15 protein-coding genes are annotated in these 15,577 nt (G+C 76.2%); 7 read left to right on the forward strand and 8 right to left on the reverse strand.

The window, feature by feature from the left end; genetic code table 11:
- Positions 1-89: 89 nt before the first annotated feature.
- From IEX99_RS02600 to IEX99_RS02610, 3 genes are all read left to right on the forward strand, one after another.
- On the forward strand, positions 90-371 hold the full coding sequence (locus IEX99_RS02600; protein WP_188898107.1) for a hypothetical protein: 282 nt from the start codon (positions 90-92) through the stop codon (positions 369-371).
- Positions 372-497: 126 nt separating this feature from the next.
- Positions 498-2,177, forward strand: coding sequence for an ABC transporter substrate-binding protein (locus IEX99_RS02605; RefSeq protein WP_188898109.1), 1,680 nt, complete (start codon positions 498-500; stop codon positions 2,175-2,177).
- 17 nt (positions 2,178-2,194) lie between these two features.
- Entirely contained in the window at positions 2,195-2,533 is a 339-nt protein-coding gene (locus IEX99_RS02610; RefSeq protein ID WP_188898111.1) for an NIPSNAP family protein, read from the forward strand.
- A gap of 49 nt (positions 2,534-2,582) precedes the next feature.
- On the opposite strand, the gene IEX99_RS02615 is transcribed toward IEX99_RS02610, so the two are convergent.
- From IEX99_RS02615 to phaR, 4 genes are all read right to left on the reverse strand, one after another.
- On the reverse strand, positions 2,583-3,722 hold the full coding sequence (locus IEX99_RS02615) for an SDR family oxidoreductase (RefSeq protein WP_188898113.1): 1,140 nt from the start codon (positions 3,720-3,722) through the stop codon (positions 2,583-2,585).
- Positions 3,723-3,755: 33 nt separating this feature from the next.
- On the reverse strand, positions 3,756-4,976 hold the full coding sequence (locus IEX99_RS02620) for an MFS transporter (RefSeq protein ID WP_188898115.1): 1,221 nt from the start codon (positions 4,974-4,976) through the stop codon (positions 3,756-3,758).
- A 183-nt stretch (positions 4,977-5,159) separates the two neighbouring features.
- Positions 5,160-5,654, reverse strand: a complete 495-nt coding sequence (locus tag IEX99_RS02625; protein ID WP_188898117.1) for a helix-turn-helix domain-containing protein — start codon at positions 5,652-5,654, stop codon at positions 5,160-5,162.
- Between the two features lie 117 nt (positions 5,655-5,771).
- Positions 5,772-6,473, reverse strand: coding sequence for a polyhydroxyalkanoate synthesis repressor PhaR (phaR, locus tag IEX99_RS02630; RefSeq protein WP_188898119.1), 702 nt, complete (start codon positions 6,471-6,473; stop codon positions 5,772-5,774).
- 400 nt (positions 6,474-6,873) lie between these two features.
- On the opposite strand from phaR, the gene IEX99_RS02635 reads away from it, so the two are divergent.
- Together IEX99_RS02635 and IEX99_RS02640 are read left to right on the forward strand one after the other, a co-directional pair.
- The gene (locus IEX99_RS02635) at positions 6,874-8,139 is read left to right on the forward strand and encodes an alpha/beta fold hydrolase (protein WP_188898121.1); all 1,266 of its coding nucleotides are present in this window, start codon (positions 6,874-6,876) and stop codon (positions 8,137-8,139) included.
- A gap of 57 nt (positions 8,140-8,196) precedes the next feature.
- Complete coding sequence (locus tag IEX99_RS02640; RefSeq protein WP_188898123.1) at positions 8,197-9,378, forward strand: acetyl-CoA C-acetyltransferase; 1,182 nt, start codon at positions 8,197-8,199, stop codon at positions 9,376-9,378.
- 144 nt (positions 9,379-9,522) lie between these two features.
- Here IEX99_RS02640 and rlmN read toward each other — a convergent pair whose 3' ends face one another.
- Both rlmN and IEX99_RS02650 read right to left on the reverse strand, forming a co-directional pair.
- The gene (gene rlmN, locus IEX99_RS02645) at positions 9,523-10,713 is read right to left on the reverse strand and encodes a 23S rRNA (adenine(2503)-C(2))-methyltransferase RlmN (protein WP_188898125.1); all 1,191 of its coding nucleotides are present in this window, start codon (positions 10,711-10,713) and stop codon (positions 9,523-9,525) included.
- On the reverse strand, positions 10,710-11,309 hold the full coding sequence (locus IEX99_RS02650) for an invasion associated locus B family protein (protein ID WP_188898127.1): 600 nt from the start codon (positions 11,307-11,309) through the stop codon (positions 10,710-10,712). The genes rlmN and IEX99_RS02650 overlap by 4 nt, the downstream gene beginning before the upstream one ends.
- A gap of 121 nt (positions 11,310-11,430) precedes the next feature.
- Here IEX99_RS02650 and IEX99_RS02655 point away from each other — a divergent pair, with 121 nt between their 5' ends.
- Together IEX99_RS02655 and IEX99_RS02660 are read left to right on the forward strand one after the other, a co-directional pair.
- Entirely contained in the window at positions 11,431-12,684 is a 1,254-nt protein-coding gene (locus tag IEX99_RS02655) for a class I SAM-dependent methyltransferase (RefSeq protein ID WP_188898129.1), read from the forward strand.
- On the forward strand, positions 12,681-13,403 hold the full coding sequence (locus IEX99_RS02660) for a YdcF family protein (RefSeq protein WP_308421463.1): 723 nt from the start codon (positions 12,681-12,683) through the stop codon (positions 13,401-13,403). Before IEX99_RS02655 ends, IEX99_RS02660 begins: the two co-directional genes overlap by 4 nt.
- Here IEX99_RS02660 and IEX99_RS02665 read toward each other — a convergent pair.
- Positions 13,289-15,007 (reverse strand): sensor histidine kinase, encoded by a 1,719-nt coding sequence (locus tag IEX99_RS02665; protein ID WP_188898131.1) that lies wholly within the window; start codon positions 15,005-15,007, stop codon positions 13,289-13,291. The genes IEX99_RS02660 and IEX99_RS02665 overlap by 115 nt on opposite strands.
- 143 nt (positions 15,008-15,150) lie before the next feature.
- Positions 15,151-15,483 carry a TIGR02300 family protein gene (locus IEX99_RS02670; RefSeq protein ID WP_188898133.1) on the reverse strand — a complete coding sequence of 111 codons (333 nt, stop codon included), beginning with the start codon at positions 15,481-15,483 and terminating at the stop codon, positions 15,151-15,153.
- Positions 15,484-15,577 lie beyond the last annotated feature (94 nt).

Genomic DNA, 15,577 nt, shown 5'->3' on the forward strand with positions numbered 1-15,577 from the left:
GCGGCCCGGACGGCGGCGGCCAGTGCCGCGGCCGGCCCGGGCGGGTGCGAGGCGACCCCGGCCCGGCGCGCCGAAGGGGAACCACACGCATGCCGATCGAGACCGCCGCCGCGCCGCCGCCATCGCCTGCGGGCCGACGCCGCCATCGCCGCCGCGGCACACCCGCGGCGCTGGCCCTCGCCGCGCCTCTGCTCGGCCTCGCCGGCTGCGGCGGCGAGGGGCTGATGGCCGGGGGCGAGTACTCCGGCGTGCCCGACACGGTGATCTCCGTCGGCCGCAACGAGCTGAGCCCCTATGGCTACATGCGCAACGACGGCACCATCGTGCTCAACCGCGAGAGCGGCGACTACCGGGACTTCCCGCGGCGCTGATCCGGCACGCCGGTGGCACGGGACTTGCTCCGACTACGACCGCCGCCCGCCGCGGCGCCAGGCGCCCCGCAGGACGGTCGCGCCGAGGGCTTCGACTGCAGGCACTCACATCGGGAGAGGCTTCGCATGAGCGTTTCCAGGCACACCCCGCCCCGCCGCGTCGCCCGCGCCGCGGCAGGGGTCCGGGCAACGACGGGCGCCGCGGCCGCGGCGGCGCTGCTCGCGGCGGCAGCGGCGGCGTGGCTGCCCGCGCCGGCCGCGGCGCAGCAGCCGCCGCGCACCCTGCGCATCGCCATGACCGCGACCGACGTCCCGACCACCACCGGGATGCCGAACAACGGCTTCGAGGGGATGCGCTTCCTCGGCTACCCGATCTTCGAATCGCTGGTGCTGTGGGACCTCTCGCGCGCCGACGTGGTGGCCGGCCTGCGCCCCGGCCTCGCCGAGCGCTGGGAGCAGGACGAGGCCGACCCGCGCGTCTGGCGCTTCCATCTCCGCCGCGGCGTCACCTTCCACGACGGCACGCCGTTCAACGCCGACGCGGTGATCTGGAACCTCGACCGCTTCTTCCGCAACGACAGCCCGCAGTTCGACCCCGCCGGCAGCGCCATCACCCGCGGCCGCATCCCCGTGCTCGAGTCCTACCGCAAGGTGGACGACTTCACGGTGGAGACGGTGACGACGCGGCCCGTCTCCTACTGGCCCTACCTGGTCGTCTACGTGCTGATCACCTCGCCCCACTCCTTCGAGCAGGCGGGGCGCGACTGGGGCCGCGTCGCCGCCCTGCCGCCGGCCGGCACCGGGCCGTTCCGCCTCGCCCGCTTCGTGCCGCGCCAGCAGGCGGAGCTCGCGCGCAACGACGGCTACTGGGATGCTGGGCGCCGCGCCAGGCTCGACCGCATCGTGCTGATCCCGATGCCGGAGGCGAACACGCGCCTCGCCGCGCTGCGCTCCGGCCAGGTGGACTGGATCGAGGTGCCGCCGCCCGATGCCATCCCGAGCCTGCGCCAGGCCGGCTTCCAGGTGGTCACCAACTCCTACCCGCATGTCTGGCCCTGGGTCTTCGCCGCCGGCCGGCAGGGCAGCCCGGTCGCCGACGTGCGCGTGCGCCAGGCGCTCAACTACTGCATAGACCGCGAGGGCATGGTGACGCTGCTCAACGGCACCGCCGAGCCCTCGGTCGGCTTCGTCAAGGCGAACGACCCGCTGTTCGGCAGCCCGCAGCACCGCTACCGGCTCGACCCGGCGCGCGGGCGGGCGCTGCTCGCGGAGGCGGGCTATTCCGCGCAGCGGCCTCTCCGGCTCAAGGTCGGCATCTCCACCTCCGGCTCGGGGCAGATGCTGCCGCTGCCGATGAACGAGTTCCTGCAGCAGAGCCTGCGCCAGCACTGCGGCGTCGAGGTCGCCTTCGAGGTGGTGGAGTGGAACACGCTGCTCGCCGCGCTGCGCTTCCCCCCCGACCAGCCGCAATGGCTCGGCGCGGACGCGGTGAACATCTCGCTCTACTCCTCCGACCCCTCGGCCTTCGCGCGCTGGTTCCTCTCCTCCAACTTCTCGCCACGCGGCTCGAACGCGGGCCACTGGCGGGACGAGGCCTTCGACCGCGCCTTCGCCGCGCTGGAGACGGAGCGCAACCCGGAGCGCATCGCGCAGCTCCTGCGCACGGCGCACGAGCGGCTGGTGGACAACCCGCCCTGGCTCTGGATCGTGCACGACCTCAACCCGCGCGCCATGACGCGGCGGGTGCGCGGCTTCACCAGCGCGCAGAGCTGGTTCCAGGACCTCACCCCGGTCGAGCTGCAATAGGGAGGGCGCGCGCCGCCATGATCGTGGACCTCAGGATCTACACCTGCCTGCCCAACAAGGTGGCGGAGTTCGTCGCCCTCTACGAGGCGGAGGGCTGGCCGATCCAGCTCAGGTACCTCGAGAACTGCGTCGGCTGGTACACCACGGTCGAGGGGGCGCTGAACACGGTGGTGCACATGTGGGGCTACGCCGACCAGGGCGACCGCGAGCGCCGGCGCGCGGCGATGGCGGCCGACCCGGCCTGGCAGGCCTACCTGAAGAAGGTCGGCGAACGCGGCCTGCTGCTGAAGATGGAGAACCGCATCATCCGCCCGACGCCGTTCTTCGAGGCGCACCGGGCGGCGAAGGCGGGCTGACCGCGGGGCGGGGCGGCCGGTGCGGCCGCCCCCTCCGCAGCGGTGCCGCTCAGGCGAAGATCCGCGAGGCGCGCCGCCGGATCCCGCCGCGCCCCGGCCGTTCCGCCGCCCGCCAGGCGGGGCGCGCGCCGTCGCCGCGCGGGCCCGTCGCCGCCCCCCGGCCATCGGCCAGTCCGCGCGCCGTCGCCGCGCCGAGCACCAGCGCGCCGAGCCCGACCACCGCCGCCACGGTGGCCACCGGGTGCATCTGCGCCTCCAGGAACATGCTGGTCTGCCGCACCGGCTCGATCGGGCGCGAGAGGCTGCGCTCGGCGCCATCCTCGCGCGGCGCGTAGAGGTTGTCGCGCCGCTCCGGGGGCTGGCGCACTTCCGCCGTCGGGCCGGCACGGCCGACCGCCCCCATGGCGAGGTCGGTCAGGCGCGGCGCGACCTGGCCCATCAGGGCGATCACGTAGCCGCCGAAGCCCACCACCAGCTCGCGCCGCGGATGCTCGCAGGCGAACAGGATCGCGCGCGCCGCCAGCCGCGGGTCGTAGGCCGGCGGCGGCACCCTCAGGCCCTCCGCGCCGAGCAGGTTGCGCGCGTGCTCGACATGGGGCGTGTCGATGCTCGAGGGCTTGATCAGCGTCACCGAGACCGGGGCGCCCTCCGCCTCCAGCTCCACCCGCAGCGCGTCGGTGATGCCCTTCACGGCGTGCTTGGAGGCCGAATAGGCCCCCTGGAGGTTGAGCGCGCGGTCGGAGAGCACGCTGCCGACGTTGATCAGCGCCCCACCGCGCTGCCTGAGGGTGCGCAGCGCGACGAGCGAGCCGTGCACGACGCCGAAGTAGTTCACGTCGAACAGGCGGCGGTGGTCCTCGACCGGCACGTCCGCGACCCTGCCGTAGATCGTCACCGCCGCGTCGTTCACCCAGGAATCGAAGCCGCCGAAGGCCTCCTGCGCCTTCGCCGCGATCGCCTCGACCTGCGCGAGGTCGGCGACGTCGGCGACGACGTACTCGGCGCGGCCGCCCTGGCGGCGGATCTGGTCGCAGGCCTCGCGCAGCGCCCCCTCGTTGCGCGCGGCGAGCACGACCCGGGCGCCGCGCCGCGCGGCCAGGCGCGCCGTGGCGAGGCCGATGCCGGAGCTCGCCCCGGTGATGACGATGGACTGTTGCGCGAGGGGCTTGAGCGGGACCGTTGCGGGCATGGCGGCGTCCTCGTGCCGGAGGGGAGCGCCGGCTCAACCGCTCCCGATGGCGCGGGTTCCCGCCGGCGGCGTCGCCGGCAGCCCCGCCCGTGTCCAGCGCGCGAGCGCGACCGCGAGCGGCGCGGCGACGGCGAAGACGAGCCGGAAGTCGGTCGCCGCGATCAGCGCGCCGAAGGCGGCGGCGCCGATCCCCTGCCCGGCGAACAGCGCCAGCGCGAAGGCCGCGACCGCGGTGCCGCGCGCCTCGGGCAGCGCCTCGGTCGCGCGCGCCTGGAGCACCCCGTGCAGCATGTAGAAGCCGAGCCCGGCGAGCAGCAGCACCACCGCCGCCGCCGTCCAGTGCGGCGCCAGCGCCAGGCCGAGAAGCGCCGCCGCCTGCACCGTCCCTCCGGCGGCGACCATGCGCCGCTCCCCGAGGCGGCGGACCAGCAGGGGCGCGGCGCGCGTGTAGCCGAACAGGCCGACGCCGAAGCAGGCGACGAGCAGCCCGGCCTCGGAGGCGGAGAGGCCGAGCCGCTCGATGCCGAAGGCGCCGACGAAGGGATAGGCGCCGCCGACGAGCAGCGCGCCCTCCAGGAAGCCGCTCGCGAGCAGCCGCCGCGCCCCCGGCCGGCGGAGCAGCTCGAGGTAGCGCGCGAGGCCGAGCCCGCCGCCGGCCGCTGCCGACTCCCGCGCGCCGCGGCCCGCGCCGCGCAACACCAGGAGGCCGATGACCAGCGCGATCGCGCCGAGGCTGACGAAGGCCGCACGCCAGCCGTAGAACTCGGCGGCGACGCCGGCGATCGGGCCGGCGAGGAGCTGCGCCAGCACCATGCCGGTCAGCACGCGGCTCAGCGTCGCCTGGCGCTGCGCGTAGGGCACGCTGTCGCCGACCCAGGCGAAGGCGAGCGGGATGACCGCGCCGGCCACGGCGCCGGACAGGGCGCGCAGCGCCACCAGCGTCATGAGGTCCGGAGCGAGGGCGCAGAGCAGCAGGGTCACCGCGTAGAGCAGCAGCGCCGCTCCGATCACCGGCAGCTTGCCGAAGCGGTCGCCGAGCGGCCCGGTGACGATCTGGCCCGCGCCGTAGGTGAGCGCGAAGCCGGCGACGAGCGCCGAGACGCCGCCAAGCGAGACGGCGAACTCGCGCGCGAGCAGCGGCAGCAGCGGCTCGACCATGCGCGCCCCGGCTCCGGCGGCGAAGCAGGCGGCGGCGAGCAGCGCCAGCGGCGCGGCGAGCCGCGGCGGGGCGGAGGCGGGAGCGGATTCGGGCACCGCCGCGATGGGGCGGCGCGACGGCCGCGGCGTCAAGCGGCGGCGCCCCGCGGGCCGGGGGCGGCTCAGCCGGACGGCGACCTGGCGCGATGCGGACCGGGCCCCCCTACCGCCCCGGATCCGGAGACGCGGGGCGCCGCCGCCCGCCGTCGCGGCGCGTGCCCGCGCGCACGCCGCGCCGCGTCAGTGGCGGTCGCCGGGGGCTTCCGCCTCGCGCTGCTCGGCCGCCGGCGGGGCGGCGTGCGCGGCCTGGGACTGCGCGGCGAGGGCGCGGGCCATCTGGCTCAGCGCCTCCTGGTGCTTCTCGTTGTCGATCAGCGCGAAATTGCGGGCGAGTTCCAGGCACATGCGCTGGCGCGGCGTCATCTCCTGCGCCGCGCCGCTCTCGGCGAGGCCTTCGAAGAACCAGGAGACCGGCACGCCGAGCACCTGCGCGATCTCGAACAGCCGGCCGGCGGAGATGCGGTTCAGCCCGCGCTCGTACTTGTGGGCCTGCTGGTAGGTCACGCCGATCATCTTCGCCAGCTGCTGCTGGGAGAGGCCCATCATGATCCGGCGCTCGCGGATCCGCGCGCCGACGTGCCGGTCCGCGGCGTTCGCGCGCTGACCGGGCTTCTCGCCGGGCTGCCCGCCGCTGCGCGGAGCGCGGGGCCGCTCGGTCTCTGTCGTGGTCGGCATGGCTACCTCTCGGTCCCCGGGACGGATGTGCACGAACCGAGGAATGCCCCAAGATTAAGAAGGTTCCACCTGGGCGCGCATGACAAAGCCGTGAGCCAACCAAGTGGTTGGAAACCCTTACGGAGAGCCTTTCGGCCCGGCCCGGCCCTGGGCTGCGCGCAGCTCGGCGAGCTGGCGGCGCAGCGACTCGACCTCGGCCCGCAGCGATTCGACGTCGTCGCCCTCTCCGCCGCCCGCGCCGGGCGAGCGCGACGGCTCGGCCGCGCCGGGACGGAAGGGAGAGAACAGGCTCATCGCGCGCTCCAGCATCGCCATGTTCTGCTTGCCCATCTCCTCGAGATTGCTGAGGGAGGGCGTGGCGAAGGGCAGGCCGAAGCCGCCCATCGTCTGCTCCATGGCGCGGCGCATCTGCTCCTGCTGGCGGGCGAAGCCGGCCATGGCGAATTCCAGGTAGCGCGGCACCAGCGACTGCAGGCTGTCGCCGTAGAAGGCGATGAGCTGGCGCAGGAAGGCGGTGGGCAGCAGGTTCTGCCCCTTGCTCTCCTCCTCGACGATGATCTGGGTGAGGACGGAGCGGGTGATGTCCTCGCCGGTCTTGGCGTCGTAGACGACGAAGTCGCGGCCCTGGCGGACCATCCGCGCGAGGTCCTCGAGGGTGACGTAGCTCGACGCCTCGGTGTTGTAGAGGCGGCGGTTGGCGTATTTCTTGACCACCACCGGGGCGCCGGAGGCGGGGCGCGCGGCGGCGCCCGCGCCGCCCGGCTCGGGCGGCGCGCCGGCGCCCTGGCTGGTGCTGCGCTGGGAGCCACTCTGCGCCATGCTCGCCGTCCCGTCCGTGTCATCGGCATGCTGCCGTGGCGGATAACATGGGCCCTGCCATGGCTCGGCGGAAGCGGCATTTCGCCGATGCGGCGGCGGCGAGGTGGGCGCGGCGGCGCTCCGGCGCATCCTGCGCCGCGGTGAGGAGGGCGGATGGGCGACGGGCCCGAGGACGAGCTGGAGCGGCTGGCGGAGGACTGGATCGCGCTGTGGCAGAGCGAGATCGCCGGCTGGGCGGCGGATCCCGAGACCGCCGAACTCTGGGCCGCGGGCGCGGCGCTCTGGGCCGCCTGGCTGCGCGCGGCGATGGGCGCCGTCCCCGCGACGCGGCGCCGCGCGCCGGGCGCGCCCTTCGCCTTCGCGCCGCCGGCGCGCGACCCTCCGGCGGGCGCGGCGGCGCATGACGGCGCCGCTGCGCCGCCGCGGACCGCGGCCGCTGCCGCTGCACCTGGGCCTGACGACGCTGCGCGGCCTGGCGGCGGCGGCGGCGCCGGGACCGGGGGAGCTGCCCTCGCCGCCCGCCTGGCCGAGCTGGAACGGCGCCTCGCCGCTCTCGAAGGCCGGGCGGGCGGAGGCGAGCCGGATCGCCGCCGCCCTCGCCGCCGGCGGCCATCGGCCTGAGGCGTTCCGCGCCGCGGTGCTGCGCCGGCTGTGGCGGGCGGACCGCGCGCTGCTGGCGGGCATCGCGGCCTATCGGCGTCATCCCTACGCCCGGGCGCTGCCCGATCCGCCGGCGGTCTGGGCCGAGGGCGGCAGCCGGCTGCTCGACTTCGCGCCCCTCGATGCCAACGGCCGTCGCGCGCCCGCGCGGCTGACGGCGCTGTTCGTGCCCTCGCTGATCAACCGGGCCTATGTGCTCGACCTGGCGCCGGGACGCTCGCTGATGCGCTTCCTCGCCGCGCAGCAGGGGATCCGGCCGCTGCTGCTCGACTGGGGCTGGCCCGGCGAGATCGAGCGCGGCTTCACCCTGACCGACTACGTCGCCGGGCGGCTCGAGCGCGCGCTCGGCGCCGCCGGGCGCGAGCCGGTGGTGCTGGTGGGCTACTGCATGGGCGGGCTGCTCGCCCTCGCCGCCGCGCTGCGCCGGCCGGACCGGGTGCGCGCGCTGGCCCTGCTCGCCACCCCCTGGGACTTCCACGGCGCGGAGACCGGGCGCGCGCGCGCCCTCGCGGCGCTGCTGACGGGGCTGGAGCCGGTGCTGGAGGCGCATGGCGCGCTGCCGGTGGACGCGATCCAGACGCTGTTCGCGATGCTCGATCCCTGGTCGGTCGCCGCCAAGTTCCGTGCCTTCGCGCGGCTCGACCCGGCGGGGGAGCGGGCGGCGCTGTTCGTGGCGCTGGAGGACTGGCTGAACGACGGCGTCCCGCTCGCCGCCCCGGTGGCGCGGGAGTGCCTCGGCGGCTGGTACGGGCGGAACGAGCCCGGGCGGCTGCTCTGGCGGGTCGCGGGGGCGGTGGTGGACCCCGCCGGCTGGCAGGGGCCGGCCTTCCTCGCCATCCCCCACCGCGACCGGATCGTGCCGCCGCCCTCGGCGCGGGCGCTGGCGCTCGGCATGCCGCACGCGACCGTGCACGAGGCGGCCGCCGGCCACATCGGCATGGTGGCGGGCGGCGGGGCGGAGGAGGCGCTGTGGAGACCCCTGCTCCGCTGGATGCGCGGCTTGTAAGGTGGCGGCGGGCACCTTCATAGTGCAGCGCAGCAGCCCCCTCGGGAGACAGCCCTCATGACCGAGATCGTCATCGCCTCCGCGGCCCGCACGCCGGTCGGCAGCTTCAACGGGGCCTTCGCCTCCCTCCCGGCCCATGCGCTCGGCACCGTCGCGATCCGCGCGGCGATGGAGCGCGCCGGGGTGAAGCCGGAGGAGGTGGACGAGGTCATCATGGGCCAGATCCTGGCCGCCGGCGCCGGCCAGAACCCGGCGCGCCAGGCCTCGGTCGCCGCCGGCATCCCGGTCGAGCGCACCGCCTTCGGCATCAACCAGCTCTGCGGCTCCGGCCTGCGCGCGGTGGCGCTGGCGGCGCAGCAGATCGCCACCGGCGACGCGGCCATCGTCGTCGCGGGCGGGCAGGAGAGCATGACCCAGGCGCCGCACTGCGCGAACCTGCGCGCGGGGCAGAAGATGGGCGATCTCACGCTCGTGGACACGATGATCAAGGACGGGCTGTGGGACGCCTTCCACGGCTACCACATGGGCAACACGGCGGAGAACGTCGCCCAGAAGTTCCAGATCACGCGCGAGGAGCAGGACCGCTTCGCCGCCGAGAGCCAGCGCCGCGCCGGCGAGGCGATGAAGTCCGGCCGCTTCCGCGACGAGATCGCCCCGGTGACGGTGAAGGGCCGCAAGGGCGACGTGGTGGTGGACACCGACGAGTATCCGAAGCCCGACACCACGGTGGAGGTGCTGGCCAAGCTGCGCCCGGCCTTCCAGAAGGACGGCACGGTGACGGCGGGCAACGCCTCCGGCATCAACGACGGCGCCGCGGCGGTGGTGGTGATGAGCGCCGAGGAGGCGCGCCGGCGCGGCGTCACGCCGATGGCGCGGATCGTGAGCTGGGCGACGGCGGGCGTTGATCCCGCGATCATGGGCACGGGCCCGATCCCGGCGAGCCGCAAGGCGCTGCAGAAGGCGGGCTGGGACATCGGCTCGGTGGACCTGATCGAGGCGAACGAGGCCTTCGCGGCGCAGGCCTGCGCGGTGAACAAGGGCCTCGGCCTCGACCCGGCGAAGGTGAACGTGAACGGCGGCGCCATCGCGCTCGGCCACCCGATCGGCGCCTCCGGCGCGCGGGTGCTGACGACGCTGCTCTACGAGATGCGCCGGCGCGGGGCGAAGCGCGGCCTCGCCACGCTCTGCATCGGCGGCGGCATGGGCATCGCGATGTGCGTGGAGCGGGCCAACGGCTGAGGCGGCGCCCCTCCCTTACGCCCGAGGCAACGGGCTCCGTCGGCGCGGGCCGGCGGAGCCCGGCGCGTTCGGGCCGTCGGCGTCGCGGCCGCGCGGGTTCGCGCAACGGCAAGCGCGAGGCGCCGCGGCGACGGCTCAGGCGGCTCAGGCCGTAGCCGCGGCCCTGCCCCGCGCCGCCCGCTCGCTCTCCGTCCTCAACTGCCCGCAGGCGGCGAGGATGTCGCGCCCGCGCGGGCGGCGCACCGGGCTCGCGTAGCCCGCGGCGCTGACGATCTCGGCGAAGCGCCGGATCGCCTCGGGCGTGCTGGTCCTGTAGGGGCTGCCGGGCCAGGGGTTGAACGGGATCAGGTTCACCTTGGCCGGGATGCCCTTGATCAGCCGCACCAGCTCGCGCGCCTCGGCCTCCGAATCGTTCACCCCGCGCAGCATCACGTACTCGAAGGTGATGCGCCGCGCGTTGGAGGCGCCGGGGTAGCGCCGGCAGGCCGCGATCAGCTCGGCGATCGGGTACTTGCGGTTCAGCGGCACGATCTCGTCGCGCAGCGCGTCCGTCACGGCGTGCAGCGACACCGCGAGATTGACGCCGAGCTCCGCCCCGCAGCGGTCCATCATCGGCACCACGCCGCTGGTCGAGAGCGTGATCCGCCGCCGCGACAGGCCGATGCCCTCGTGGTCCATCAGGATGCGCAGCGCCCTGGCGACGTTCTCGTAGTTGTAGAGCGGCTCGCCCATGCCCATGACGACGACGTTCGACAGCAGGCGCGGCGTGCCGTCCTTCGGGCTCGGCCACTCGCCGTAGGAGTCGCGCGCGGCCATGAACTGGCCGACGATCTCGGCGGCGGAGAGGTTGCGCACCAGCCTCTGCGTCCCGGTGTGGCAGAAGCGGCAGGAGAGGGTGCAGCCGACCTGGGTGGAGATGCAGACCGCGCCGCGCTCCTCCTCGGGGTCGGGGATGTAGACCGTCTCCACCTGCTGGCCGTCGCGGAAGCGGAACAGCCACTTGCGCGTCGCGTCCGCGCTGGCCCGCGCCGCCGCCACCTCCGGCCGCCCGACGACGAAGCGTGCGGCGAGCTTCGCCTGCAGCGGCTTCGCGATGGTCGTCATGCGCGCGAAGTCGGTCTCGCCCTGGTGGTAGATCCAGTGCCAGAGCTGGCGGGCGCGGAACGGCCTCTCGCCGATCGCGGCCATCTCCGCCGCGAGCTCCTCGCGCGAGAGGCCGACCAGGTCGCGCCGCCCGTCCGGCAGCGTCGCCTCGGGCGGGGCGAAGAGCGCCGCCTTGGCGAGGATGCGCGCGCGCTCGGCCTCGTCCGGCGCCTCCGGGCGGGCCGCGGTCATCGGCGGTCCCCGCGGGCCGCGGCGGCAGGGCATGCCTGCGAGATCGCCTCGTGCGCGGCGGTGAAGCCCCTGAGCGAGAAGCGGTCCGAGGCGGTGCCGCGCCCGTCCGGGCCCGGGCCGCGCGCCACCGCCTCCGCCCCGCGGCGCAGCGCGGCGACGACGGCGTCGCGGTCCTCCGGGCGGACATGGGCGCTGTCGCCGCCGGTGTAGAGCGTCCACTCCGCGCCGGCCGCGGTCAGCGACACCTCCGCCGGCGCGTTGCGCGGATAGGCGTGCCCGGCGCGGATCGCGACCTCGTCGCGACTGTTCCCGGCGCGGTGGGTGACCATCAGCAGCACCTCCTGCCGCGGCGGCTGGCTGCTCGTGGCGCGGGTGAAGGCATAGCAGACCTTCCGCCCGCCCGCGGCGTAGGCGGCCGCGGTCCAGTCGCCGAAGCTGCCCAGGGGGCTCGGCCGCGGCGTCGCCGAGGCGCCGGGCCGCGCGCCGGGCTGCTGCTGGGCCGGCGCCGTCCCGGCGCCGCCGCCGACGGCCAGCGCAAGGCCGGCGAGCAGCGGCAGCAGCCGCGCGGCGCGAAGAGGGGAGGCTCGACGGGGCATGGGCGGTAGATACGAAGCGCCAGGGGCGCCATCAACCGCGCGCGCCGCGCCGGCCGCCGCCCGCCTCCGCCCGCCGGCCCCGTGGCGCGCGCGCCGCTCCCGTCCTATGCAGCCCGGCGGCATGCCCACCGACCCGACCGACGCCCTGCTCGCCGCCCAGTACGAGGCCTTCCCCTATCCCGCCCGCGACCCGCGCGACGAGGCGAAGCGCCTCGTCGTCGGCAGCCCGAGCCATCTGCGCGAGATAGACCACTGGGTCTTCGCCGCGCGCCGCCCCGCCAGCCGCCCGCTGCGCGCGCTGTTCGCGGGCGGCGGCACCGGCGACGGCGCGATCATGCTCGCCCAGCAGATGGCCTGGGCCGGGCGGCCGGGCGAGGTGGTCTGGCTCGACCGCTCCGCCGCGGCGCGGCGGATCGCGGAGGCGCGGGCGGCGGCGCGCGGCCTCTCCAACCTGCGCTTCGTCGAGGGCTCGCTGCTCGACCTGCCCGCGCTCGGCCTCGGCGCCTTCGACTACATCGACTGCTGCGGCGTACTGCACCACCTGCCCGACCCCGAGGCGGGGCTCGCCGCCCTCGCCGCGGCGCTGGCGCCGGGCGGCGGGATCGGGCTGATGGTCTATGCGCCGCACGGCCGCACCGGCGTGTACATGCTGCAGGACGCGCTGCGCCTGCTCGCCCCGCCGGAGCAGCCGCCGGCGCAGCGGATCGAGACCGCGCGGCGGCTCTGGCGCCACCTGCCGGAGACCGCCTGGCTGCGGAAGAACCCCTGGCTGACCGACCACCTCAGCGGCGGCGACGCCGGCCTCTACGACCTGCTGCTCAATCCGCGCGACCGCGCCTTCACCGTGCCGGCGCTGCACGCGCTGATCGGGCGCGCCGGGCTGCGCCTCGTCACCCTCGTCGAGCCGCTGCGCTACGACCCGGAGGCCTACCTGCCCGATCCGCGGCTGCGCGCGCGCATCGCGTCCCTCTCGCCCGTCGAGCGCGCGGCGCTCGCCGAGGCGATCACCGGCAACATGGGCATCCACGTCGCCTACTGCGCGCGCGCCGCCGATCCGCCCGCCGCGCCGGACTGGGAGGATCCGGAGGCGGTGCCGGTGCTGCGCGAGCTGGACGGCGCGGCGCTGGCGCGCGGCCTGCCCGCGGACGACGCCCTGCCGGTGGTCTGGGACGGGCTGCGGGTGACGGTGCCGCTGCCGCGCCTCGCGCGCGCCATCCTCGCCCGGGTGGACGGGCGCCAGAGCATCGGCGCGATCGGCGACGCGCTGGCGGCGAACGGCGTCGCGCGCGAGGCCTTCGCGCGGGATTTCGCGGCGCTGGCGCGGCAGATGGAGCGGATGAACCGGATGCTGCTCGCCGCGCCCGCCGCGGCGTGACCGCGCCCGGCGTGGCGCCGCCCGAGGCGGCCATCCTGATCTTCGGCGCCGCGGTCCGCCCGGACGGCGGCCCGAGCGCCACGCTGCGCCGGCGCGTCGAGGCCGCCGCCGCCTTCGGCGAGACGCTGCAGCCGCCGCCGCTCTACGTCCCGACCGGCGGCCAGGGCCGGCACGGCCCGGCGGAGGCGGCGGTGATGGCGGCCCTCCTGCGCGCCCGCGGCGTGCCGCCCGGCCGCATCGCCGAGGAGCCGACGGGCACCGACACGCTGTCCTCCGTGCTCGCCTGCGCGCGGCTGCTGCGCGCGCGCGGCCATGCCGGGCCCGTCTTCGCCGCGACCAGCGCCTACCACCTGCCGCGCTGCGTGCTGCTGCTGCGCCTCGCCGGCCTGCCCGCCCGCGCCGCCCCGCCGCCGCCGGCGCCGGCCGCGCGCGCCTGGCGCCGGCGCTGGTACTGGCGGCTGCGGGAGCTGCCGGCGATACCCTGGGACGCGGCGCTGATCCTCCTCGCCCGCTGGCGTCGCCGGCCGGAGGGGCCGCCCGGCTGGCCGCCGCCTGTCGAGCGGCTTCGGCGCTCCCGCCCAGGTCCGGCCGCCCGCGATCCCCTCTATCCGGCGGCCGGAGCCGCCGAGGCCTCCTGCGCCCCGGGCGGCCCGTCGTCCGGATCGGACGGCTCGGAGAGCGGCATGGAGAGGCGGAAGCGCAGCCCGCCCGGGGCGTAGTCGGCGACCACCTCCGCGCCGAGGTCGCGCGCGATGGCGCGCTCGATCAGCTGCGTGCCGAAGCCGCGGCGGGTCGGCGGACGGACCGGAGGGCCGCCCGTCTCCTCCCAGGCGAGGTCGAGCCGCCGCGCGCCGCCGGGGCCCTCGCGCAGCGTCCAGCGCACCTCCACCCGGCCCTCCGGCACCGAGAGCGCGCCGTATTTCGCGGCGTTGGTCGCCAGCTCGTGCAGCAGCATCCCGACCGCGACGGCTTGGCGCGCCGGCAGCGTCACCGGCGGCCCGTCGAGGCGGAACTGGCCGTCGTCCTGCCCGTAGGCCGCGAACTCGTTGCGCAGCAGCTCGGCGAGTCCGGCTTGGGTCCAGTTGGCGCCCGTCAGCAGCTCGTGCGTCTTGGCGAGGCTGCGGATCCGGTCGGTCAGCCGCGCCTCGTACTCCGCCACGTCGGAGGCGTGCCGCGCAGTCAGCCGGGCGACCGAATCGACGGTGGCGAGCGTGTTGCGCACGCGATGGTTCAGCTCGCGCAGCATCAGGCGCTGGCGCTCGGCGGCCTCCTCGCGTTCCGCCGCCCGCGCGACGAGCCGGGCGGAGGCGTTGGCGAGGGCTTCGCCGACCTCGTTGACCTCGCGGATGCCGGTGTGCGGCGGCCGCACCGCGGCGCCGGCCTCGACCGCGGCGCCGAGCGCGGCGAGGGCGCGGATCGCCCGGGCCAGGCGATCGCCGAGCAGCCACGCGCCGAACAGGGCGAGGGCGACCAGCGCCGCGCCGGCGATCCCCGCCAGGCGGAGCGTGCGGCGCAGCGGTGCGAGGAGGCGCTCGACCGAGGCGGTGCCGATCAGGACCCAGCCGCTGACCGGGGAACGCCGCACCGCCGCGAAGACCGCGCGCCCGTCCCGGTCCACCACATACTCCGTGGCCTCCGCCGCGGCCTCGCCGTCCCGCAGGGCCTGAAGGAGGTCGGGAATCGAGGCCGGGGTCCCGGCCGCCGCTTCGTCGTCGGGGAACCGGGCGAGGACCGTTCCGTCGCGGTCCACCACCGCCAGCGCCCATCCCTCCGCCAGATCCGCCCTGGCCAGGAGGTCGCGCAGGCGGGCGGCCGGCAGGGTCGTCTGGAGGAGGTAAGCGATCACGCCGTTGCGGAAGACCGGGACGACGACGCCGAAGCCGTGCTCGCCCGCGCCGCCGCCGGCGAAGTGGCCGGAGACGACGGGGCGACTGGTCTCGAGCACCTCCGCATCCCACGCGGCGAGGGCCGAGCGATCGGGGAGCGGCGCGCCGAACGGCACCCGGGTGTTCAGCACCTGCCGGCTCTCCCGGTCGCGCAGGAACAGGTCGAGGCCGGTCAGCGCCTTCACCTGCATGGCCTGCTCGTGGAAGGCCCGGAGGTCGCCCGCCCTCAGCGCATGCGAGGTGGCGAGGCTCTGCAGCGTGGCCGTGATGCCGGCGAGGTCGCGCTCGATCAGCGCCGAGGCGTCGAGGACCGCGGCGCGCACCCTCCGCTCGAACCGCTCGGTCTCCGCCCTGACGTAGCCCTCGGCGAGGATGGCGGCGAGCAGCGTGACCGGCAGGATGGCCGCCAGGACGACGAGGAGGATGTAGGCGCGCACCGGTACGGTCCGCCGCGGCGGGGACTGCGGCTTGGCCGTATGCGCGATCCCGCGTGCCACCCCTTCGGGTTCCCCGGGCCGGCCGCTAGCCGAACGGCGGCGATGGCTTCAGCGGCCGCACCGCGCCCGCGACCCGGCCCCCGTCAGGTCTCCTCGTCACGATCGGCTTCGACCTCGATGTCCTCGGCGAGGCCTTCCGTGTCGTCCTCGAGCTCCTCGGTGTCCTCGAGCGCGGCCTCCTCGGCCTCCACGTCCTCGAGGGCGACCTCCTCGACCTCGCCCTCGGGCAGCGGGCCGGCGCCGACGCGCTTCTTGAGCCGGTCCTCGGCGCCCGCCCCGCCGCGGCGCAGGCGCGGCTGCTCGGCCGGCTGCTCGGCGCCGCATTTCGGGCAGAATGCGGGGCTGCGGGTGAGATCGTAGAACTTCGTGCCGCAGGCGACGCAGACGCGCTTGAGACCGAGTTCGGGCTTGGCCATGGGGTGCCTCGCAGGACGCGCCGGGGCCGACGCCGGTCGGCGGGCGGGCGGCCGGCCGCCGCGCGCGGGAAACGGGAGCGGCGCCGATTGCCAC

Source organism: Caldovatus sediminis (assembly GCF_014644455.1).
Taxonomy (GTDB): domain Bacteria; phylum Pseudomonadota; class Alphaproteobacteria; order Acetobacterales; family Acetobacteraceae; genus Caldovatus; species Caldovatus sediminis.

Bases quoted from the DNA above. Each gene is read 5' to 3' on its own strand.
- IEX99_RS02600 (WP_188898107.1), top strand. From the start codon at position 90: ATGCCGATCGAGACCGCCGCCGCGCCGCCGCCATCGCCTGCGGGCCGA.
- IEX99_RS02605 (WP_188898109.1), top strand. From the start codon at position 498: ATGAGCGTTTCCAGGCACACCCCGCCCCGCCGCGTCGCCCGCGCCGCG.
- IEX99_RS02610 (WP_188898111.1), top strand. From the start codon at position 2,195: ATGATCGTGGACCTCAGGATCTACACCTGCCTGCCCAACAAGGTGGCG.
- IEX99_RS02615 (WP_188898113.1), bottom strand. From the start codon at position 3,722: ATGCCCGCAACGGTCCCGCTCAAGCCCCTCGCGCAACAGTCCATCGTC.
- IEX99_RS02625 (WP_188898117.1), bottom strand. From the start codon at position 5,654: ATGCCGACCACGACAGAGACCGAGCGGCCCCGCGCTCCGCGCAGCGGC.
- phaR (WP_188898119.1), bottom strand. From the start codon at position 6,473: ATGGCGCAGAGTGGCTCCCAGCGCAGCACCAGCCAGGGCGCCGGCGCG.
- IEX99_RS02635 (WP_188898121.1), top strand. From the start codon at position 6,874: ATGACGGCGCCGCTGCGCCGCCGCGGACCGCGGCCGCTGCCGCTGCAC.
- IEX99_RS02640 (WP_188898123.1), top strand. From the start codon at position 8,197: ATGACCGAGATCGTCATCGCCTCCGCGGCCCGCACGCCGGTCGGCAGC.
- rlmN (WP_188898125.1), bottom strand. From the start codon at position 10,713: ATGACCGCGGCCCGCCCGGAGGCGCCGGACGAGGCCGAGCGCGCGCGC.
- IEX99_RS02650 (WP_188898127.1), bottom strand. From the start codon at position 11,309: ATGCCCCGTCGAGCCTCCCCTCTTCGCGCCGCGCGGCTGCTGCCGCTG.
- IEX99_RS02655 (WP_188898129.1), top strand. From the start codon at position 11,431: ATGCCCACCGACCCGACCGACGCCCTGCTCGCCGCCCAGTACGAGGCC.
- IEX99_RS02670 (WP_188898133.1), bottom strand. From the start codon at position 15,483: ATGGCCAAGCCCGAACTCGGTCTCAAGCGCGTCTGCGTCGCCTGCGGC.